Genomic DNA, 21,425 nt, shown 5'->3' with positions numbered 1-21,425 from the left:
AGATACTATAAGAAGATTCTGCTTGAAAAAGGGGGATTATAAGTGGTCATATCAGATGTAATATACGGTGAGTTTAAAGTAGATCAAGTGTTAGAAGAATTAATTTTAAGTAAACCTGTACAAAGGCTGAAAGGGATTCATCAGGCCGGAGCGAGTTACTTAATGAACGAGAAATGGAATGTAACGCGTTTTGATCATTCAGTTGGTGTTATGTTGTTAATTAAAAAACTTGGTGGTTCAGTAGAAGAACAGATTGCCGGTTTACTGCATGATGTATCGCATACTGCTTTTTCTCATGTGATTGATTACGTTTTTGATAACGAAAATGAAAGTTATCATGAAGAGATATTTAGCTCTGTCGTTAAAAACTCAGAAATTCCGGCGATTCTTTCAAAACATGGATATCGCTATGAAGATATTTTATTAGATGATTCAAAGTGGACTTTACTTGAAAGATCAGCACCAGAGTTATGTGCGGACCGAGTGGATTACACATTGAGAGATATGTATACATACGGATATATTTCGTTAGAAGAAGCTCAAGATTTTTTAAAGGATTTAATCGCAGTAAATGGGAAAATGGTTCTTCAAAACATTGAAATTGCAGAATGGTTTACGAAGACGTATTACAAAGAAGTAATCGATTTCTTTATGAAGCCAATTAATATTTATGGAAATGATATGTTAGCTAAAACGTTAAAATTAGCTCTTCATAAAAAGATAATCCATCCAGATGATTTCCTTCTTGAAGATCATGAGCTTATATCGAAATTACAGCAATGTAAAGACCAAGAAGTCGATGCTTTATTAAGTAAAGTTCATCCAAGTGTAGAAGTAAAAGAAGATAGAAATGATTATGATTTATATCAGAAAAATAAAGTGCGTCTCATTGATCCGCCGTTCCTTCTTGAAGGGGAAGTTGTTCAATCGTCTGTCGTATCAGAAAACATAAAACAGATGAGTGATATCGCTTATGAAAAAGCGGTGAGAGGGATGTATGTGAAAGTGATTTCGAATTAAAAAAGAAGTAGCGCACTGTTTTTAATGCGCTACTTCTTTTATTAATTGTCAAACCAATTCCAAATTTCAATATCTCCAAGAGTCGCATAACGTACGTACGGTGAATTTTGTAATTTTAATAACTCTTTCGACGGTCCAGTAATGACAATACCATATACTTTTACTCCGTTATCCTTTACATATTCATAGCGTTTATCTAAGTTTAGTTCGCTCTCATGAAGCATAGAGACTTTGCTTACCGTTTTTTTATGTGTAGAAAGAATGCGCATCATTTCTATTACTTTATCTTCTGGCGTTTTCTGCCTATCTGTTTCATTATCAAGGAATCTTACATGTTCTGGAAACCCTATAGCTTCCCCGCCATGTAGGATGTAGTCTTCTACATTTGTTTTTTCTTGGCCCGTATCTAAAGCGTACCATACAGGAGTTGGAGGGAGTTCTTGTGCTTCAAATACGCTATATAAAAGTGGTTCTAATTCTTGTAAAGTGTAGGATTTATCGAAGGATATTGCTACTTCAGCAACGGTTCCATCGTGTACTTTTGCGAGTGTATCCCATACTTTTTTTGAAGCTTCTTTTAAATAATCGCCCTGTTTTGTTTTTGGATGAACAAAGAAAAGTTTTGGCTGATAGAATGTATTCATCCAAGATTTGTTCGTGACCTCTACAGATGACAAGAAGCTTTTTGTTTCTACTGTCCCGAGTGACTTTTCTTTTTTACCGACGGTTTTCACTAAATCAAAGTGGCTGTTCGTGCGGAAAAAAGCTTCTACACTTGTTCCGCCCCCCATAACACGGCTATTTGGGATAGTCGCTTCAAGTGCAAGAGAAGGAACATCTCTTATTTCTTTTAGTCTTTTATCATTATCAGCTTGAAAATAAAAGGCGGATAATACCCCGCCGATCATATATATAACGATACAAATTGCTAGTATAAAACCAAGCGTTTGTAAACGGTGTTTCCACTTAATTTTCCAAAAAGGAACTTTAAGATCTTTTGGTGGTAACTTTTTCTTAACTAGTTCTGTTTTTGCTAACAATTCATCCAAATGAGCTTCACATTCTTCACATGTCTCAATATGACTTTCTAACTTTTCTTGTTCATCATGTGTGAGCGTTCCTTTTTCATACTTCTCCCATAGTTTTTTAAACTCTGCACAACCCATCTGTATCACTCCTTTATGCTTCGCGTTTCTTTTCGCCCGCGGTGTAATTCAATTTTCACCTTTGCTAACGAGAGACCGATCATGTCTGCTATTTCCTTATAGGAGAATCCGTAGTAATCTCGTAGTAGTAACACATTTCGTCTTTCGAGCGGAAGAGAGGATAAACTTTGTAACCAACTAGTAATCTCATGTTTTACGAAATATGCATGCTCTGTACTTGGCACGTTTGGTAAATGGAATTCTTCAACTGTAGTTGTTTTATATTTCTTTTCTTTTCGGTGCCAATCGATAAAGGCGTTATAGGCGATTGTAAACAACCACGGCCTAATTTCTTCTCCTTTATAATAGTCAATGTGGACGAGCATTCGGTAAAATGTTTCCTGCATGAGATCTTCTGCACAGTAGAAATCTCCGGTTAGGGAGAGAAGATAGCGAAATAAATCGTGCATATGTTGTGAGTAAATTTCTTCAAGTGTTTGACTTTGTTTCACTACATTTCCCTCCCTTCATAAATAACAACGAAATACATATAAAAAAGTTACAGTTTTTTATGGAATTATAGTAAAAAACGTCAAGAATTGGATAGAGTTCTCTTTTATCATAATACATATAAGGCGGGTGAACAGAGATGGAAAGCTATGAAACACAAATTCAAAGGTCAATTGATTATATTGAAGAAGATGTAATGGAAAAACAAACGCTGCGTAATTTAGCTCGTATTGCAGGTTTTTCTGAATCACATTTTCATCGTGTATTCCAGGCGTTAGTAGGTGATACAGTAATGGAGTATGTTCGGAAGAGGAGGTTAGCCCGGGCAGCTTATCAACTTTCTCATACGGATGAAAAAGTTATTGATATCGCATTTGAGCATGGCTTTCAATCTCATGAAACGTTCACGAGAGCCTTTAAAAAATTATTTCAAATGACACCAAGTGAGTATCGAAAACAAGAAATTGAAACGCCGATGTATTATAGAGTCAATGTAAAACAACGAAAATTAAATCCATATTTAGGAGGCATACAAATGGAATATCGTATTGTAAATAAACCGGAATTTTTAGTTGCTGGATATGAATTGAAGACAACGAGTAAAGAAGGGAAAAATCATCAAGATATCCCGGTCTTTTGGCAGGAATATTTACAAAAGGATCTTGGAACGACGATTCCGAATCGTAAAGATACGAGCCAATGGGTAGAGCTTGGACTATGTACAGATTTTAATTTAGAAACAGGGGACTTCACATATATTATCGGAATGGAAGTTACAGATTTTGAGAATGTACCGAGTACAATTGCACAGCGTACTTTCCCGGCAGCAACATATGCAGTATTTACAACACCAAAAGTTCCTCATGAAGAAATGGTATCTTCTATCCATCAAACATGGAATGCAGTATTCTCAGAATGGTTCCCGCACTCAGGATATGAACATTGTGGAGTTACAGAGTTCGAACTATACGATGAGCGTTGCCACGAAGATAAGAGTGAGTTTGCTCAAGTAGAGCTTTGGATACCGGTGAAGAAGAAATAATAGGAGAAGAGCGAATCATTGAGAGATGGTTCGCTTTTTTATAAGGGGAGAATGGGGATGGGACATAGTGAAAATTAGATTAGAACTTTGTCAAAAACTTGAATGTATGAAAAGGAAATTAGAAATTCCATACCCATCAGAAGATATAGAAAGAATTGAAGAGGAATATAAGACAGAGTCTTTTGCGGATGATTTTTATAATTATACGTCATTAATAGATGGAAGTTTGAGTTATGTTCTTGCTTCTAAAAAGATTCCGAAGTTTCAAAGAGAGTTGTTGTATGAAAGCTTTTTACAAACTTATCAGGAATATTTGTTTTTGGGTAACACGGAACAATATGCGGAGCTGACTCGTCAACTTAATATATATGAACAGGCGCGGAAGCTGTTAATTGTAGTTATAGGAGAAATATAAAAAGGCACTATATAGCGCCTTTCCTACGAATGAAACGGAAACACAATAATAATAGTCGTTCCTTTCCCAAGCTCACTATCAATGGAAATCGTTCCGTTATGAGCATGAACGAGTTGCTTTGTAATGGCTAGGCCAAGCCCGGTTCCTATGTTGCTTTCTTCTGTATTTGTTCCTCTGTAATATCTTTCGAATAAAAGTTCTTTCGTTTTATCATCCATTCCTTTTCCGTTATCTGAAATAGATAGTGTAAATGAATTTGCATTTTGCGAAAGTTTTACGATTACGTTTGTCGTTTCATTATTATGTTTTACAGCGTTTGCTAATAAGTTTTCGATAATACGCTGGAACCATTTTTCTTCAATAAAATATTGGATTTTGCTTGAACTTGGCACAAATTCAATGTTTTGATTTTGTAGTGTCGGGTTATTAATAAATTGTAATAGTACTTTTTGGACGAACTGATTAATTTCAACATTTGAGTGTTGCGCAGGAAGAGTATCATTTTTTAGTTGATACGTTAAGCTTAAGTCGTCAATTAACGTAGTCATATATTGAGATTTTTCTTTCATTACATGACCAAATTGTTGAATGTCTTGATCAGTCCAATTGTATTGCTTCGATTCTAGTAATAATGCATAGCCGTATATAGAGCTAAGCGGTGTTTTTAAATCATGCGTCAAACCAGTAATCCATTCTTCACGTGTTTGTTGCAGTACTTCTCTCATTGCATCGTTCTTTTTCAAAGTAATAGAAAGGTGCTCTAGCGAGTTTGTAACATCTTTAAATATGCGGAATGACCATTTCTCTTTACCTGAGCGCCGGAATCGAATAGGTTTTCCTTTTTTACTAACAGGCTCTTCATATTTTCCTCCGGCTATGTTTTTAAGCCAGCGCATCGTGTGTAATAAAGGCTTTCCAAACTTATTTCCATACCAAATTGAAAGAATGACTAAATAAACAAACACAATAAGGAGGATTAAGCTGCATCCGATTAGAAATTTCTTAGTAAATACATCATCTATTTCATCATCTGGATAGTAATGATCATTTTTTGCTGATATAACGGCGAGATGACCGCTATTTGAATCGTAAAAACTAGATGTCCTTTCTTTATGATTCCACGGTTCTTTTTCATTAAGAGCAGTTTTTATCGCTGAAAATGTTTTTTTCTTTCCATCTGGATAGGAAAAAACTTCTTCGCCATTGTTATTAAATATTTGCAGTGTTGCTTTTTCTTTAGAAAGTAATTGTTTTTCTTGTTCAGTTAATGCAAATTCATTTAATGATAAAGAAGGATGTCCTTGTTGTATCGTTTTTAGTAATGTATTACTTTTTAGTTTGGCACCGTAAATAATGAGTACTGGTTTCTCTTCTAATTTAATTTCCCAATAAGTAAATTTATAAGGATTCTCTATACTATTTTGTAAATATGCAACTAAGGATGTCTTTGTATAAGAGGTCGGAACATCACTAGGTGTATTGAAGTTGTAAAGGACCTTTCCATCCTCACCTACAATTTGAAGCCAATCATTTTTTTCTACTATTAAATCTTTCACCTCAGATTTTAAGGTTATGTCATTATTTTTGGAAGAAATATATTCGGAAATTGTAAAGCTATCAGAATCAGAAATGTTAGGTGCATATAAAGTGCTAGTAAGAAGGAAAATTAAATAAGAAAGAGAAGCAACTACAGCGATAAGGAGCGTAAATAAAACGAAAACGTGTTGTAAGATAAACTGGATTATAAGTCGCTTATTAAAATTCATATCGTTAACCTACTTTGTAATGAACTTATAGCCAAGTCCACGAACTGTTTTTATGTATTCTGGTTTACTTGGATCTTGTTCAATTTTTTCACGTAGTTTTCGAATGTGAACCATAACAGTATTATCATCTCCATTATAGGCAGGCGCTCCCCAAACTTTTTCATATATTTCTTCCTTCGAAAATACGTAGTTTGGATTCTCACAAAAGAAGAGTAGTAGTTGAAAGAGTTGAGCGGAGCATTCGACAATGCTACCATCTACTGTTAGTTCCGCAGAATGTTGATCGATTTCAAACCTCTCAAATGAAATGGAGTGTGTTTTTTGTTCTTGTATGCTTTGTTTCATATGTCTTCTAAGTTGGGCTTTCATACGAGCCACTACTTCTAGCGGATTAAATGGCTTCGTAATGTAATCATCCGCACCGTATGAAAATCCAGATATTTTATCTAAATCAGATGTTTTCGCTGTTAGGAAGAAGATAGGACAATCTGTCTTTTGGCGAATGATAGGACAAATATCGAAGCCGGACTGTCTAGGAAGCATTACATCTAAAATAATTAAATCATATTCATTTTGTTCAATGAGAGATAAAGCTATTTCCGCAGATGTTGCAGTTGTAATATGAGAAAACCCTTCTCTTTCAAGAATGGTAGTTAGTAATTGTAAAATTGCTGTTTCATCATCAACGAGTAAAATGTTTGCATGATACATATGAATCCCTCCTAATTTCCTCGAATATCATATCATCTTTTTGTAACTTATGGAATTTTTAAGGAAAATTTAAGGTTTTCTTTCACAAAAAATTAAGATTCAAATGATATGATAAAAGTAACATGGGGAGGAGATGAGTGTGAATCCGTTTCAAACGATGCGAGCTAGATATTTTTTAATTGTATTTGCACTATTAATTTTGGTAGCACGAAGTAGTAATGAATTGCTAGAAAGTACATTTCATATACAGAATTCTTCTTTTATAAGTATTCTTATATTTTATATCCTTCCGATAATGTGGCTCTTTTATGAGTATAGAAAGCACCGTGTTTCATTTGTACACTTTATTAATAAAAACGAATCATTTAACCTGATGCAAGTTTTGTATATCGCGATTATGCTATGTGTTTTTAGTTATGGCTATCTTATTTTGTACATGTACAGCTTTGCATGGATTACACCAGATTTTATTATGAATGCACTACATGAACCAATTATAGATAGTACAGGGGGATATTTATACCAAGTTATTATGGTTGTATTTATTGCACCTATTATTGGTGAATTTGTTTTTCGAGGATTTTTACTTCAGCGTTTTGCAGCAAAATGGGGAACTAGCATAGCGATGATTGCTGTAGCACTTTTATTTGCTTGTTTACATGTTGATTTCCTCGGTGCAGTCGTGTTTAGCATCGTACTATCAATTGTATATATTCGTACGAAAAGCTTACTCATGCCAATTGTTATTCATATGTTAAACAATGCGTTTGTGCTCGGTGCTTCTTTTCTAGTAAGCAGAGAAAATATAATGAGTTTTGCAGATTTTTCGAACTATACGACATTCTTTCCGGGACTAATTATTTTTATAGCGGGATTGAATTTAGTACTCATCTTTTTATTTGTTAATCGAAAATATTGGAGTAAAGAAGTTCCGGCTATATATGCGGAGAAGGCAAGAAGTTTTTCAAACGTAGTGGGAGATAAATAAGATGAAGAAGACGTTTGAGAAAATATTGAAGGAAATGTAAAAGCTTTTGTGAAGAGATCCTGTAGTAGATACAATCGTCTTCCAGGAGTCTTATTTTAGGGACATTAATAATAGTCAATTTTATTGTAGAAGAAATGATGAAGCGCATCTTCAGACAGTATGTGAAAAATGAAGAGAAGTATGTTAGGGTTCATAAAATTTTTGAAAAGTAATGGGGGATTTCATTTTGTTTTATTTTATGAAAACTAAAGCATCATTAATTCGAAATTTGAAAGGGATGTATAAAATTATATGAATGAAACGATATCGTCAAATAAGTTTTTTTATTTGATTCTACTTAGTTTAGTATTGATTACGACAGTAAATGTTGTTCTTCGCTGGGAGGAAGCTTACTTTTTCATGTATTTAGCGCTCCATTTATTAGGGGTTTTATGTATAAGTGGTGGAATAGTTGCTCAGAAAAAGCAAGAAGAAAGTATTAACTACATGTGTGTGACAGGTCTTATTTTACTTTTAGCTGTACAAGGTATTATGAAATATAGTTCTTTTTCTTTGCAAGATTTTAGTTTATTAATAGATGTGCTTCCTTAAGGAGGATAATTATCTATGTTATCGAAGAAGCAAATAGGATATATATTTGTTTTAGTCGATTTTATTACGATTATTATAACGACGCTATTTTTCCAAGACTATGAATATGTACGTTATGTAAAAGGTGCTGGTTTGTAAGTGCGTTTCTTATACCAGATTATGAACCGAAGAAAGTGTCTAAAAATAGGTGAAACTCTTCTTGTAATAGAAGAGTTTTTTTATGTAAATAGAAGGAGCTAGAACAATTCTAACGATTAGCTTGTTCTAATTTAGAAAGTACGAACTTACAATAATAATAGACAGGCAGCATAGGGGAGGGAATAACGTGAGGAAAGTTATTCGGTGGTCGCTTTTTTTGTACGTTGGTTTTGCGCTATTTATATACTGGTATTTATTTGGATGGAATCATGAAATTATTCCGGATATGTATAAAGGAACGAGTGCAGATCCACAAACATTTATGAATGCAAGAGAGCTTACGCTAAGCCAAGATTATTCGCGCGTGAAAAATTTACTTTTCTTTTTAGCAACACCTCTTGAATGGATTATTTTACTGTTTGTGCTCGTGCTCGGTATTTCAAGACGATTTGAGAAATGGTCGAAGGAAACGACTAAAATAAGCGTCTTGCAAGTCGCGATTTATTTCTTTTATTTATCGTTACTTACAACAGCACTATCATTACCAGTACAATGGATCGGGCGTAAAGTATCTGTTGATTACGGAATTTCAACGCAAAGTACACAAAGCTGGATAAAAGATCATGTCATCGATTTTTGGGTGAATTATGCTACGATGTTACTCATTGTTTCTGTTCTTTTATGGCTCATCCGTAAATTCCCGAAGAGATGGTGGTTAGCAGGATGGGCACTCTCTGTACCGTTTACAATCTTTTTAACATTCATACAGCCTGTTATTATTGATCCACTTTATAACGACTTCTCGACGCTGAAAAATAAAGAATTGGAAACGAAAATTTTAGCTATAGCAGACAAAGCAGACATTCCAGCTAAACACGTATATGAAGTAAATATGTCGGAAAAAACGAATGCGTTAAATGCATATGTAACAGGAATTGGCCCTAATGCTCGCATTGTAATGTGGGATACAACACTTCAGCAATTAAAAGATAAAGAGATTTTATTTATAATGGCCCATGAAATGGGACATTATGTGATGAAACATATATATTGGGGCGTTGCGAGTTATGTCTTGATATCGTTTATAGGTATGTATTTAATTAGTCGTATTTTAAATATGTGTATTCGAAAATGGGGAGATACATTGCAAATTTCAAAATTGGCGTGTTTCTCAATTTTACCTTTATTTTTCTTAATTTCTTCTATATTATCTTTTGCGGTAAGCCCTGCATCAAATTACGTATCTCGTATAGAAGAACGAGCGGCAGATCAATACGCTTTAGACATGACGAAAGATGGTAAATCAGGGGTGAAAACTTTTCAATACTTATCAAAAACAAGTTTAAGCCAAGTAAATCCGCCGGCATTAGTGAAGTTTTTCTTATACACGCATCCGCCGATTTTTGAAAGAATTCATACGTTTGAACAATATGGAAAACAAAGCAAAAAGAAGTAGCGATTATGCTACTTCTTTTTTATAGAAATATAAGTTTGATATTGGGAATATTTATCATTGCTTTTTATTGTGATTTTGTAAATAATAAGCTATAAAATTCTAAAAATCTGTATATAAAGGAATAAAGGTGGAAATATGTATTTTTTACAAAATTTAAAAGTGAAGTATAAATTATTCTCGCTTATCTCATTAGCCGTTTTGGGCATGGTAATTATGAGCCGTGTAGCAATTAATTCTATTAATAAGATTAAGCAGGATACAGAGGTTGTAGTAGATGATTATCAATATTCTGCAATTTTATTAGAAGGAATGCTTCGTACACAAAATTCTTTAGAATATAACTTACTAGAATTAATTACAGTGTCACAAAATGAGGGGGCGAATAAAGAAGGAATTATTGGTAATATTGAAAAGGATCTTAAAAAATATGATTCTTTATTAAAAGAATATGATGATGGCTTCGATTTAAGTAAGCAAGAGGATGAGCTGTTCCAAAAGATGAAGAAGTCTTTACCAAGTTATATGGATACATATAAAAAGTTGTTTGAAAAAGCGAAGGTAACAAACGAATCTCAAATGGTAAACGAATTTCAAAAGGAATTAAAACCAAAGGGAGTAGAGCTAGCTGGTTATGCTGTAGATTTAGAAGCGTATGTTTCAAATTTAGCTGACCAAGTATTTAAAGATTCTCAAAAAATGATAGATCGATCCATTATTGCTTTTATAATTCTTGTAGTAGTTATCACAATCGTTATATGTATAGTAAGTTATATTATTAGCAAGCTTATAGTTGCTCCTTTACAAACAGTTAGTCGTATGATGGAAAGAGCGAAAGAAGGAGATTTAACTGTATATGGTGATTATAATGCTAAAGATGAATTAGGTGTATTAGTAAGTGATTTTAACGAGATGATTGCAGGGTTAAGAGCAAATATGCAAGAAGTAGAAAGTAATATTCAGCTTTTATTCCAACATGTAGATGGAGTAGTATCTGCATCAGAAGTATCTAGCAGTGCGGCGAAGAAAATCACTATAGATATTGAAGAAGTTGCAAATGGGGCAGAGAGCCAAAAACAAGCAATGGAACAAACGGCGGGTGCAATGGAAGAATTGACACAAGGAATGCAAAATATAGTGAATACATCCTCCTCTGTAAATGAATTATCTGCACAATCAGCATTAGACGCAGAGAGTGGCAATAAGTTAATGAAACAAATGATTCAACAAATGGATACAATTCAAGTTTCAGTATATAGTGGTGTTAAGCAAGTAGAGGCTATGAAGGAACAATCAGAAGAAATTGTCAAAATCATTGATGTTATGCAAGGTATTACATCTCAAATTAATTTATTAGCATTAAACGCCGCAATTGAGGCTGCACGTGTTGGGGAAAGTGGAAGAGGGTTTGCAATTGTAGCGGATGAAGTACGAAAATTAGCAGAACAATCTAGTGATTCTGCAAAACAAATTGAGAAGCTTATTACTCAAGTTATGGGAACAACGAATCATACGGTAGACATGATGGGAAAAGTAGATAATGAGGTACAAGCAGGTACACAAGTAGTAATGCACACAGAAAAAGTATTTGGAAAAATCACAGAAAAAGTGCAACAAGTATCTGAACAAATTCAAACGGTATCTATGTCTACAGATGAAATTGCAGCGAGTAGTGAGGAGATTTCTGCTTCTGCAGAAGAAATGACCCGAATTTCTCAAAGATCATCTGATCGAACCGATAGGGTAAAAGAGTCTATTCAACAACAAGAAAAATCTGTTCAAGAAATCTCGGTTTCAATTGAACATCTGCACAGCGTAGCAGGGGGATTAAAACAGATTGTTTCCCAATTTACTCTTCAAAAGTAGTAATGTATTTAAGTATATATATTGGTGAAACTCCTCTCAATAAATAATAAAAGATCATCCTTTGTAAGAAAAAAAGGATGATTTTTTCATGAGATTTTTTATAGATTCTACCTTTGACATTCTCTTTTTTTACAGTTTTTTAATTGTAATATATAATAATATGTAATGTTTTTAGAATTTTTAGTTTATAAAAAGCAATTGGAGGAGGAGAAGGTTGTTTAATAAAAAATCAATGCCGGCTATAAAAATGATTCTTTCGATGTCTATTTTCGGATCGATTGGATTTTTTTCAGTACAAACAGGTTTACCTTCCTTTGAATTAGTGTTTATTCGCTGTATTTGTGCGACTTTATTTTTAACATTATGTTGGTTCGTAACGGGGCAATATAAAAGTGAGAAATGGAACAAAAAAGAAATTATACAAATATTAGCTTGTGGTGTATTTCTCGTTTTTAACTGGGTATTTTTATTTAAAGCATTTGAAGTAATGTCGATTACAATTGCGATTTCTATCTATCATCTTGCCCCAATCATCGTATTAATGATTGGCAGTATCGTATTTAAAGAGAGGCTAACAGTATTTGCGGTTATGTCGATCGTTATTTGTTTTATCGGCACAGTTTTAGTAGCTGGTGTAGATGGGAATGTACCGTTAGAAAAGTTAATGTCATCTGGAATGGTGTGGGCACTTCTTGCAGCGTTATTTTATGCTTTTACAACGTTGCTAGGAAAAGGAATTAAGCATACGAGTGCATATGCGATGACATTTTTACAAACATTTTTAGGTATATTTTTATTATTACCATTTATAGATTTCGGGGCGTTTCAAGGACTATCACAAACTAACTGGACAATGATTCTCGCAACAGGACTTATACATACAGGGTTCGTGTATTACTTATTTTTTGACAGTTTAAGAGAGTTACCGACGAGACTTATTTCTGTATTAGTATTTTTAGATCCTGGCGTCGCAATTTTATTAGATACCGTCTTTACTGGATTCAAACCGACTAGTATGCAAATTGTAGGGATTGTTCTTATATTTGTAGGAATGGCGCTTACTTTCTGGAAGCCGAGAGATGAAAGAGTGAAAGTGTACTCAGAAGCATGATTTATTTTGATAATTGAATAAGATTATAAGATTTTGGAGTTTTCGATATAATCAAAAAGAGGTAAAAAAAGAAAAAGGTGGATGACTAAGATGAGGAAGATTAAGCGGAACTTTTAAAAAATTAACGTTATAATTATATTAATATATTATTTTTTTGGAAAAAGTGCGAAAATCTCGCGCTTTTTTCTTGTTTTAAATCGTTAATTTGTATATTTATTCGATTGTCCCTAATTCAAAGTGTGGAAAAATAAGGTAAAAAATAAGGTGTATAAAGTTACTTTTTATAAGAAAAATATACGGTTTAGTAACTTTATTATTAATGATGTGTAAAGGGAAGTATGTGAAATATAGTTCACAGATTAGACAAATATTATATAGATAAGTGTATTGTTACTTTTTCGTGAATTCTTTATATTAGAAAAAAATATATTTTTTTAGGGAGAGAATACAGTGAAGAAAAAGTTTTTAAAAGTAGCAACAGCTTTAACAATTATGGGTGGAGTTGTATTAAGCGCAGAAGGTAGTACAGCGAATGCTGAAGTAGCTATGAAACAACAACAAGCTGTACCTGGCACATTTAAAGATGTACCAGCAGGACATTGGTCTTATGAAGCAATTCAAAACCTAAAAAACTGGGAAATTATTGCTGGTTATGGAGATGGAAGATTCGGTTTTGGTGATAATGTAACACGCGAGCAAGTAGCGGCGTTAATTTACCGTACGATTGATGGGGACCAATACTTTGATGAAGATCATGAGTTTGTAAGTACATATAACGATATCGTTGATGATAACTCAACAATGTTCCCAACTGAAATTTTAGCATTAACAGAACTAGAAATCTTTAAAGGTGATGATAGTGGAAACTTCAGACCAAAAGATACGTTAACACGTGCAGAAATGGCACAAATTTTAACGGAAACATTTGAATTACAAGTAAAAGGTACACCAGGATTTAAAGATGTACCAGCAGGACATTGGGCAGCTAAGGCAATTAATGCAGTAGGTTCAAATGGTATTTCAGCAGGTGACGGTTCAGGTAACTTTGCACCAGGTATGAAAGTAACACGTGAACAATATGCACAGTTCCTATACAAAGCAATTTTAAATGATCAGCAACAATAATTTATAAAAAAGAGCCAGTGTTATACAACACTGGCTCTTTTTTATGTTGAAATCATAATGGATAAACACAGTTTTGTAAAAAAACATTAAATTTTCAAAAAAAACTTCCTTTTCTGAAGATTTGTTATATAATATAAAACATAAAATCAAATCTGTTATAAAACAGTTTAAGAAGGGGATGCTAATATGTCGACGCAAACTTCACGGGTTACACTCGTCGGAGAAATATTACCAGCGTACAACGAAATATTGACACCTGAGGCGCTTAGTTTTTTAAAGGAGCTACATGAAAATTTCAATGAACGCCGCACGGAACTTTTGCAAAAACGTGTGGAGAAACAAAAAAGAATTGATGCAGGGGAGTTTCCGAAGTTTTTAGAAGAAACAAAGCATATACGAGAAGGGGATTGGACAATCGCCCAGCTTCCGAAAGATTTAGAGGATCGTCGTGTGGAGATTACTGGACCGGTAGATAGAAAGATGGTCATTAACGCTTTGAATTCAGGAGCACATCTTTTTATGGCAGACTTTGAGGATTCGAATTCACCGACTTGGAGAAATGCTGTCGAAGGTCAAATTAACTTACGAGACGCTGCTAAGGGAACGATCTCACATAAAAATGAAAACGGAAAAGAATATCATTTAAATAGTAAAACAGCTGTATTAATTGTGCGTCCGAGAGGGTGGCATTTAGAGGAAAAACATATGCAAGTTGACGGGAAGAACATGTCTGGCAGTTTAGTAGATTTTGGTCTGTACTTTTTTCATAATGCGAAGGAGCTTTTAGCAAAAGGAAGTGGCCCGTACTTTTACTTACCAAAAATGGAAAGTTACTTAGAGGCAAGATTATGGAATGACGTTTTCGTATTTGCGCAAAAATATATCGGCATTCCGAATGGAACGATTAAAGCGACTGTGTTAATAGAAACGATTCACGCTTCATTTGAAATGGATGAAATTTTGTATGAACTAAGAGATCATTCTGCTGGTTTAAACTGCGGACGATGGGATTATATATTTAGTTTCTTAAAAAGCTTCCGTAATCATAATGAATTTTTACTTCCGGATAGAGCGCAAGTCACGATGACAGCGCCATTTATGCGCGCGTATTCTTTGAAAGTTATTCAAACGTGTCATCGTCGTAATGCACCAGCAATCGGAGGGATGGCAGCACAAATCCCAATTAAAAATGATCCGGAGGCAAATGAAGCAGCTTTTGAAAAAGTGCGTGCTGATAAGGAGCGCGAAGCTTTAGATGGTCATGATGGGACTTGGGTTGCCCACCCGGGACTTGTACCGGTGGCGATGGAAGTATTTAATTACATTATGAAAACGCCAAATCAAATTTTTAGAAAACGTGAAGAAATACGTATAACAGAAAAGGACTTATTAGAAGTACCAGTGGGAACGATTACAGAAGAGGGCCTTCGCATGAATATTAGCGTTGGTATTCAATATATTGCATCTTGGTTAAGTAAACGGGGAGCAGCTCCAATTTATAACTTAATGGAAGATGCGGCAACAGCGGAGATTTCAAGAGCACAAGTATGGCAGTGGATTCGCCATGAGGGTGGAAGGCTAAATGATGGCCGTAATATTACTTTTAAATTGATGGAAGAATTAAAAGAAGAAGAATTAGCGAAAATAGAAAGAGAGATTGGTAAGGAAGCGTTTAAGAAAGGGAGATTTGAAGAAGCTACAAAACTGTTTACAAACCTTGTTCGTAACGATGAGTTCGTACTGTTTTTAACATTACCGGGTTATGAAATTTTATAAAAAAAAGAAAAGGGGATGGAACATATGAAAAACGAAAGAATCGAGAAATTACAGGAAAGCTGGGAGTTAGATGAGCGCTGGAAAGGGATCGTGCGCCCGTATTCAGCTGAAGATGTAATTCGTCTGCGCGGATCTATTGATATTGAACATACGTTAGCATGCCGCGGTGCAGAGAAGCTTTGGCAATCACTTCATACAGAAGATTATATTAATGCACTTGGGGCATTAACGGGAAACCAAGCAATGCAACAAGTGAAGGCTGGATTGAAAGCAATTTATTTAAGCGGTTGGCAAGTAGCGGCAGATGCGAACCTTTCTGGACATATGTATCCTGACCAAAGCTTATATCCAGCGAACAGTGTACCAGCTGTTGTAAAACGAATTAACCAAACACTTCAACGTGCTGATCAAATTCAACATATGGAAGGAAGCGGTGATACAGATTATTTCGTACCAATTGTGGCTGATGCAGAAGCGGGATTTGGCGGACAATTAAACGTATTTGAGTTAATGAAAGGTATGATTGAAGCGGGTGCATCAGGCGTGCATTTTGAAGACCAATTATCTTCAGAGAAAAAATGCGGACATCTAGGCGGTAAAGTACTATTACCGACGCAAACTGCGGTTCGTAATTTAATCTCGGCACGTCTTGCAGCGGATGTAATGGGGGTACCGACAATTATCGTCGCAAGAACAGATGCAGATGCGGCAGATTTAATTACGAGCGATATCGATCCTGTTGATCAAGAGTTTATTACAGGGGAAAGAACGCCAGAAGGATTTTATCGTACGAAAGCAGGACTTGATCAAGCAATCGCGCGTGGTTTAGCGTATGCACCGTATGCAGATCTCGTTTGGTGTGAAACGTCTGAGCCGAATTTAGAAGATGCAAAACGATTTGCGGACGCAATTCATAAGAAATATCCAGGGAAGCTACTCGCTTACAACTGTTCTCCTTCATTTAACTGGAAACAAAAACTAGATGAAAAAACAATCGCGAGCTTCCAAAAAGAAATCGCATCATACGGTTATAAATTCCAATTTGTAACGCTTGCTGGATTCCATGCATTAAACTACGGCATGTTTGAATTAGCGCGCGGTTATAAAGAGCGTGGTATGGCTGCATATTCTGAATTACAACAAGCAGAGTTCGCAGCAGAAAAACACGGTTACTCTGCAACGCGCCATCAACGCGAAGTTGGAACAGGTTACTTTGATGAAGTAGCACAAGTCATTACAGGCGGTACTTCATCAACCACAGCTCTAAAAGGATCTACGGAAGAAGCGCAGTTTACGAAATAAAGATAGAAATAGGTGCCGATTATAGGCACCTATTTCTATTTAAAACATCCAATTTAATATAGTGAATATGCCAGTAATAGCAGAAAAAAGAAGGAATGCGAATAATGCTAGACAGCCCCATTCAAATAGTTTGTCTTTCCATGTTTCTTCATTATCATCAATTAGTTCTTCTACCACTTTTTTCTGCAATGGTTGTAAAGGATGTTCGGTGTATAATCCTGTAATAATGTCATGACCTCCTTTGAATTTTAAAGCGCGTACAATATGATAAGGATCGTTTCCCATCGATTTTTCAAATTGTCGACATGCTTCATGCATAACATCGGTTTTGTCTTTTTCAAGATACCAATATCGTCCGGCCATTTCTGGGTATTGCAATGTATAGTAAATATCCCCGAGTCTTTTTCGAAAACTTAACTCATTAGGATAAGTAGCGATTAATCCGTGTAATCGATCTCTTGCTTTTCCAAGATTATTATTTTCAATATCGTTTTCGATTTTCTTTAATGTTTTTTCAGGAACTTTGTATGTCATGTATTCCTCCTTATTGAAATTGATATGGTTCTATTTTATAAGAAATACTAAAATTTTGAAATTTTATTTTCAAAAAAGCTTGTACATTTTATTTTAAGTATGCTATGATAATTTCAGTTGAATAGTTAAATTAAGCAATCCATATATTATCAAGTGCCGAAAACGAACGAGAAAAAGTATGTGAGAACTAGTTTATGTTTCGTGTTTGATAATGTGTGGATTCTTTTTTTATACAGGAAGACTAAAAAAATTGTATTTTCTTAGGAGGAAATAATCATGGCAGTAACAGGACAAGTAAAATGGTTTAACAACGAAAAAGGCTTCGGTTTCATCGAAGTTCCAGGCGAAAACGATGTATTCGTACATTTCTCTGCAATCGAAACTGAAGGTTTCAAATCTTTAGAAGAAGGTCAAAAAGTTAGCTTCGAAATCGAAGAAGGTAACCGTGGACCTCAAGCTAAAAACGTAATCAAACTATAATTTTATAGTTTATGATGGAAAAAAGGATGGCTTATGCCATCCTTTTTTTTATTGAGATATATGTACGTGACTATTATATTGGTAATAAAGGCGAACCTTCTGGTGAATAAAGGAAGGGGGATATGTATGATTGAAAAGCATAAAAATAAAGTTATACTTGATGTTTATCGTGGTAATGAAGAAAGTTTGCAGAGCACGATTGAAGAGATAAAGGCGTATTCGAAAACTTATGAAAATGATAAAGTGACGGTAATTGATTTGAAGAAACCACACTCTAATTTTTTGGATGAAGAACAATATATAATCATATTACAAGTTGAAAGAGACACAGAGAATCTCGGAAGAAAATATGAATATGAAGAAGAAAAAATAGTAGGTTTTTTTGAGGATGAAGAAGAGTGAAGGAAATGGTAATCGGTATGTAAAAAGGCTTTCCATAAAGGAAGGCCTTTTAGTGTTCTTTTACAGCTTTTTTCTTTTCACGTTTCTTACATTCAGGGCATTTAGATTTACGAAAAGGTTTCGCAAAGAGCAGCAATATAAAAAATAAACCAAATATAATACTAGCTGAATTTTTTACGATAACAATGCTGCTATTTTTCATTTGGATCGTTGGATGATTGTGTTTTTCTTCCATGAGAAACCTCCGCATATCGAATTTATACTTCAATTATAGCAAAAAGAACTACTGTGATTATATGAAAAAAGGAATGTATTGCATATTACAAATGGCATGAATTCTTTTTTTTTACATATAGAATCCTCTTTTTATATAGGTTGTTTCGTTATTATCTGTATATTATTATTAATTAATTTGTAGTGTGTTTGATAAATTATAAGTATTTGTAAAGAATTTTAGAATGTAAACCATTTCCTTTTTACAGCTGCTACAATTATTTATGCAGCTGCTACTATAAATGGAAAATGAAAAAGGAGACAGTAGACTATGGAAAGTAAAGTAGAGCGTTATGTCGAAAACTATGTTGTAAGCAAAAATACGATGGCCTTACTTCCTGTTGTTCTAAGTGAAAAAAAGGTTGTTACGCGAATTGTTGAAATGGAAGATTCTTTTTTCGTATTTCAAAAGCCACTTGATATTATAGAAAGAAGTTGTCGGAAACATGGTTCTAGTTTTTTTGGTAGAAAAGAAGGAACGAAAGAGTTAACTCGTATTACACATAAAGCTCCTATCGCAATTAGCCCGACAGATCAACTTTATTTTTTCCCTACGTATTCTTATTCTAGAAAAGAGTGTGCGTGGTTGTCTCATTTTCATATTGAAAGTAATAAAGAGCTAAAGGATGGAAATCTAATTATTAGATTTATTAATGGTTTTGCTGTGAAATTAGAAATATCAAAAAGTAGTTTTGAAAATCAGCAAAATCGTACAGCGAAATTGCGAACAGAGTATGAAGATCGTAAGAAAAAACAAGGAAATCCTTGCTTTAAAGAGATTGATAAAAGGGATGAATCAACATTAAGGCCAGCTTATGAGAAAGTGTATTTTGTTAGGGAAGAGGAGGTGTAAAAGGAAAGGGATGGGGGGACTCATCCTTTTTTGATTTCCTTATATATTCCATTTAATTACCGAATTATTGAATTATTAGTTCTCTAATAATTTTAAATGGTGTAAAATTACAATATAAAGGTTATTTTCCTATATATAATTAATGTAGTGTGATTGTATATCATTTTATATTCCAGGCATACATGATAGTTCTTTCCTTATAAATTTCGAATGCTACCTATTCAGAGTACAGTATTAATACTATCTTTCTTATATTTATTAATACTTATCGTGATTGATAGTATACGCTTGCTAAAAAAGTTTTTTGTAAGAACTAGCCAGTAGAAATAACCTTACGCGTAGTAAGGTTATTTTTTTGGAACATACGGATTATCACTTTCTATATATTCTTCTTTTTCATAATCTGTACGTGGTGTCTAAATTATCTTCATATCCTGTCGAATATTGAAAGATTATTATAGTTTAATAAGGAAGGAATTCTAACGAAAGATATGGAAACTTTATAATTACATCTCCATATGTCATATCTACCATTTCCTCTTTCCTATAAGCAATGATACAGTAGAGGGAGTAATTAGAGTAAAGGGGTAAAGTGTAGAATGGATTTTCAGACAATCAAAGAGTATTTTTCACCAGAAAATATGGATCATATTGTTGAAAGTTATAAAGCGTTCGGACCACTTCTTGGTATTGGTTTACCGATGATAGAGGCGCTCATTCCAGCATTGCCACTCATTGTGTTTGTGTTGGCGAATGCTGTTGCATTTGGCTTTTGGTATGGATTTCTTTATTCATGGCTTGGATCAGTAATAGGAGCGTTACTTGTATTTTTCATTATCCGCCGCTTTGGAAGAAGTCGTTTTTTCTCTTTTGTAAATAAACATGAGAGAGTACGAAAAGCAATGGGGTGGATTGAAAGGAAAGGGTTCGCACCAATTTTCGTCATATTTTGTTTTCCATTTACACCGTCTGCGCTTATTAATGTTGTAGCTGGTTTATCACGTATTAGTGTGAAACAGTTTGGACTAGCATTAGCATTCGGAAAGCTTGTTATGATCTTTATTTTAACTTATATCGGTCATGATTTAACTTCGTTTATTCATAATCCGGTGAAATCAATTATCGTTGGGATTGTTATTTTTATTTTATGGTATGTCGGTAAAAAAATTGAAGTGAAATTAGAACTACATTAAGAATAGTCTTCTTGTAAAGGCAAGCTTCATTATTAAAGGGCGAGGGGAGAAGCGAATGAAGAAAACTTTGAAAAAAGAAGGCCTAGAGTGGATGAGAACAATCTTAATAGGTGTACTATTAGCTGTATTTTTTCGAACGTTTTTCTTTTCAACGTACGTTGTAGAGGGGAAGTCTATGATGCCGACATTGCAAGATGGCAATATGCTTGTTGTGAATAAGGTGAGTTATCAAGTAGGGGACTTGAATCGATTTGATGTTGTCGTTTTTCATGCGAATAAAAAAGAGGACTATGTGAAGCGAATTATCGGTTTGCCTGGTGATCATATTGAATATAAGCATGATAAATTATATATAAACGGACAATTTGTGGATGAACCTTATTTAGAGACATATAAAAAGCAAGTGAATGGACGACAACTAACAGGTGATTTTAAATTAGAAGAATTAACGAATGAAAAATTTGTGCCACCCGGATATATTTTTGTAATCGGTGATAATCGTCTTGGTAGCTGGGATAGTAGGTATTTTGGTTTTGTGAAAGCTGATACAGTTGTCGGGAAAGTTGATTTACGATATTGGCCAATTCACGAGGTACAAACGAATTTTTCGAAAGGTTGATATAATAAATAGAAGTATAGAAGAAGACAAACAGCTCAGTTTGTCTTTTTTCGTGTCCTATAATACAATTATGATAGCAAACTAACGTTCGTTATGTAAGTGAAAGGTGGGG

23 protein-coding genes and 2 pseudogenes are annotated in these 21,425 nt (G+C 34.2%); 19 read left to right on the top strand and 6 right to left on the bottom strand.

The window, feature by feature from the left end:
* Positions 1-42 precede the first annotated feature (42 nt).
* Positions 43-1,020, top strand: coding sequence for an HD domain-containing protein (locus MR109_RS12080; protein ID WP_242272204.1), 978 nt, complete (start codon positions 43-45; stop codon positions 1,018-1,020).
* Between the two features lie 41 nt (positions 1,021-1,061).
* Here the strand turns inward: MR109_RS12080 and MR109_RS12075 are convergent, their stop codons facing one another.
* Together MR109_RS12075 and MR109_RS12070 are read right to left on the bottom strand one after the other, a co-directional pair.
* Positions 1,062-2,186: an anti-sigma factor gene (locus MR109_RS12075; protein WP_242272203.1), complete on the bottom strand. Its 1,125-nt coding sequence runs from the start codon at positions 2,184-2,186 to the stop codon at positions 1,062-1,064.
* 5 nt (positions 2,187-2,191) lie between these two features.
* Entirely contained in the window at positions 2,192-2,677 is a 486-nt protein-coding gene (locus MR109_RS12070; RefSeq protein ID WP_048369767.1) for an RNA polymerase sigma factor, read from the bottom strand.
* Positions 2,678-2,814: 137 nt separating this feature from the next.
* On the opposite strand from MR109_RS12070, the gene MR109_RS12065 reads away from it, so the two are divergent.
* Positions 2,815-3,717: an AraC family transcriptional regulator gene (locus MR109_RS12065; RefSeq protein WP_002170763.1), complete on the top strand. Its 903-nt coding sequence runs from the start codon at positions 2,815-2,817 to the stop codon at positions 3,715-3,717.
* A gap of 67 nt (positions 3,718-3,784) precedes the next feature.
* Positions 3,785-4,132, top strand: coding sequence for a YxiJ-like family protein (locus MR109_RS12060; protein WP_242272202.1), 348 nt, complete (start codon positions 3,785-3,787; stop codon positions 4,130-4,132).
* Between the two features lie 23 nt (positions 4,133-4,155).
* On the opposite strand, the gene MR109_RS12055 is transcribed toward MR109_RS12060, so the two are convergent.
* Together MR109_RS12055 and MR109_RS12050 are read right to left on the bottom strand one after the other, a co-directional pair.
* Positions 4,156-5,898 carry a sensor histidine kinase gene (locus MR109_RS12055; protein WP_242272201.1) on the bottom strand — a complete coding sequence of 581 codons (1,743 nt, stop codon included), beginning with the start codon at positions 5,896-5,898 and terminating at the stop codon, positions 4,156-4,158.
* A 9-nt stretch (positions 5,899-5,907) separates the two neighbouring features.
* Positions 5,908-6,609 (bottom strand): response regulator transcription factor, encoded by a 702-nt coding sequence (locus MR109_RS12050; protein WP_242272200.1) that lies wholly within the window; start codon positions 6,607-6,609, stop codon positions 5,908-5,910.
* A 139-nt stretch (positions 6,610-6,748) separates the two neighbouring features.
* Between MR109_RS12050 and MR109_RS12045 the strand changes: the two genes are divergently transcribed.
* The 10 genes and pseudogenes from MR109_RS12045 (at position 6,749) to aceA (ending at position 16,959) form a co-directional block, all read left to right on the top strand.
* The gene (locus tag MR109_RS12045; RefSeq protein ID WP_242272199.1) at positions 6,749-7,597 is read left to right on the top strand and encodes a CPBP family intramembrane glutamic endopeptidase; all 849 of its coding nucleotides are present in this window, start codon (positions 6,749-6,751) and stop codon (positions 7,595-7,597) included.
* An 89-nt stretch (positions 7,598-7,686) separates the two neighbouring features.
* Positions 7,687-7,892 (top strand): annotated as a pseudogene (locus tag MR109_RS12040) (hypothetical protein); the annotation flags it as partial.
* On the top strand, positions 7,889-8,188 hold the full coding sequence (locus tag MR109_RS12035) for a hypothetical protein (RefSeq protein WP_242272198.1): 300 nt from the start codon (positions 7,889-7,891) through the stop codon (positions 8,186-8,188). The pseudogene MR109_RS12040 and the gene MR109_RS12035, both read left to right, overlap by 4 nt.
* A 15-nt stretch (positions 8,189-8,203) precedes the next feature.
* Positions 8,204-8,326, top strand: a complete 123-nt coding sequence (locus tag MR109_RS12030; protein ID WP_165615143.1) for a Trifolitoxin immunity domain protein — start codon at positions 8,204-8,206, stop codon at positions 8,324-8,326.
* Positions 8,327-8,513: 187 nt separating this feature from the next.
* Positions 8,514-9,782 carry a M48 family metallopeptidase gene (locus tag MR109_RS12025; protein WP_025148745.1) on the top strand — a complete coding sequence of 423 codons (1,269 nt, stop codon included), beginning with the start codon at positions 8,514-8,516 and terminating at the stop codon, positions 9,780-9,782.
* Between the two features lie 135 nt (positions 9,783-9,917).
* Positions 9,918-11,645 carry a methyl-accepting chemotaxis protein gene (locus MR109_RS12020; protein WP_242272196.1) on the top strand — a complete coding sequence of 576 codons (1,728 nt, stop codon included), beginning with the start codon at positions 9,918-9,920 and terminating at the stop codon, positions 11,643-11,645.
* 214 nt (positions 11,646-11,859) lie between these two features.
* A complete protein-coding gene (locus MR109_RS12015) occupies positions 11,860-12,756 on the top strand; it encodes a DMT family transporter (protein WP_242272195.1) in 897 nt (298 codons plus the stop codon).
* Between the two features lie 450 nt (positions 12,757-13,206).
* Positions 13,207-13,881: an S-layer homology domain-containing protein gene (locus MR109_RS12010; protein WP_242272194.1), complete on the top strand. Its 675-nt coding sequence runs from the start codon at positions 13,207-13,209 to the stop codon at positions 13,879-13,881.
* 186 nt (positions 13,882-14,067) lie between these two features.
* Positions 14,068-15,657, top strand: a complete 1,590-nt coding sequence (aceB, locus tag MR109_RS12005; protein WP_242272193.1) for a malate synthase A — start codon at positions 14,068-14,070, stop codon at positions 15,655-15,657.
* 24 nt (positions 15,658-15,681) lie between these two features.
* Entirely contained in the window at positions 15,682-16,959 is a 1,278-nt protein-coding gene (gene aceA / locus MR109_RS12000) for an isocitrate lyase (protein WP_048369751.1), read from the top strand.
* 39 nt (positions 16,960-16,998) lie between these two features.
* On the opposite strand, the gene MR109_RS11995 is transcribed toward aceA, so the two are convergent.
* Positions 16,999-17,493, bottom strand: a complete 495-nt coding sequence (locus MR109_RS11995) for a DUF6584 family protein (protein WP_242272192.1) — start codon at positions 17,491-17,493, stop codon at positions 16,999-17,001.
* A 276-nt stretch (positions 17,494-17,769) separates the two neighbouring features.
* On the opposite strand from MR109_RS11995, the gene cspA reads away from it, so the two are divergent.
* Positions 17,770-17,973, top strand: coding sequence for an RNA chaperone/antiterminator CspA (gene cspA, locus MR109_RS11990; RefSeq protein ID WP_000301522.1), 204 nt, complete (start codon positions 17,770-17,772; stop codon positions 17,971-17,973).
* Between the two features lie 126 nt (positions 17,974-18,099).
* The gene (locus MR109_RS11985; protein ID WP_071717660.1) at positions 18,100-18,375 is read left to right on the top strand and encodes a hypothetical protein; all 276 of its coding nucleotides are present in this window, start codon (positions 18,100-18,102) and stop codon (positions 18,373-18,375) included.
* A gap of 49 nt (positions 18,376-18,424) precedes the next feature.
* Here MR109_RS11985 and MR109_RS11980 read toward each other — a convergent pair whose 3' ends face one another.
* Positions 18,425-18,610 (bottom strand): hypothetical protein, encoded by a 186-nt coding sequence (locus MR109_RS11980; RefSeq protein WP_242272191.1) that lies wholly within the window; start codon positions 18,608-18,610, stop codon positions 18,425-18,427.
* Positions 18,611-18,919: 309 nt separating this feature from the next.
* On the opposite strand from MR109_RS11980, the gene MR109_RS11975 reads away from it, so the two are divergent.
* The 4 genes and pseudogenes from MR109_RS11975 (at position 18,920) to lepB (ending at position 21,313) form a co-directional block, all read left to right on the top strand.
* The gene (locus MR109_RS11975) at positions 18,920-19,501 is read left to right on the top strand and encodes a competence protein ComK (protein ID WP_002170779.1); all 582 of its coding nucleotides are present in this window, start codon (positions 18,920-18,922) and stop codon (positions 19,499-19,501) included.
* A gap of 192 nt (positions 19,502-19,693) precedes the next feature.
* A pseudogene (locus MR109_RS30545) lies at positions 19,694-19,825 on the top strand (DUF4306 domain-containing protein); the annotation flags it as partial.
* Positions 19,826-20,100: 275 nt separating this feature from the next.
* Complete coding sequence (locus tag MR109_RS11970; RefSeq protein ID WP_002170780.1) at positions 20,101-20,694, top strand: TVP38/TMEM64 family protein; 594 nt, start codon at positions 20,101-20,103, stop codon at positions 20,692-20,694.
* Positions 20,695-20,749: 55 nt separating this feature from the next.
* Entirely contained in the window at positions 20,750-21,313 is a 564-nt protein-coding gene (gene lepB, locus MR109_RS11965) for a signal peptidase I (RefSeq protein WP_071717658.1), read from the top strand.
* Positions 21,314-21,425 lie beyond the last annotated feature (112 nt).

Source organism: Bacillus cereus group sp. BfR-BA-01310 (genome assembly GCF_022664325.1).
In the GTDB taxonomy this organism is placed as follows: Bacteria; Bacillota; Bacilli; order Bacillales; family Bacillaceae_G; genus Bacillus_A; species Bacillus_A paramycoides.
Note: the sequence above shows the minus strand (reverse complement) of the source record. Positions and strands in the feature narration are given on the sequence as shown.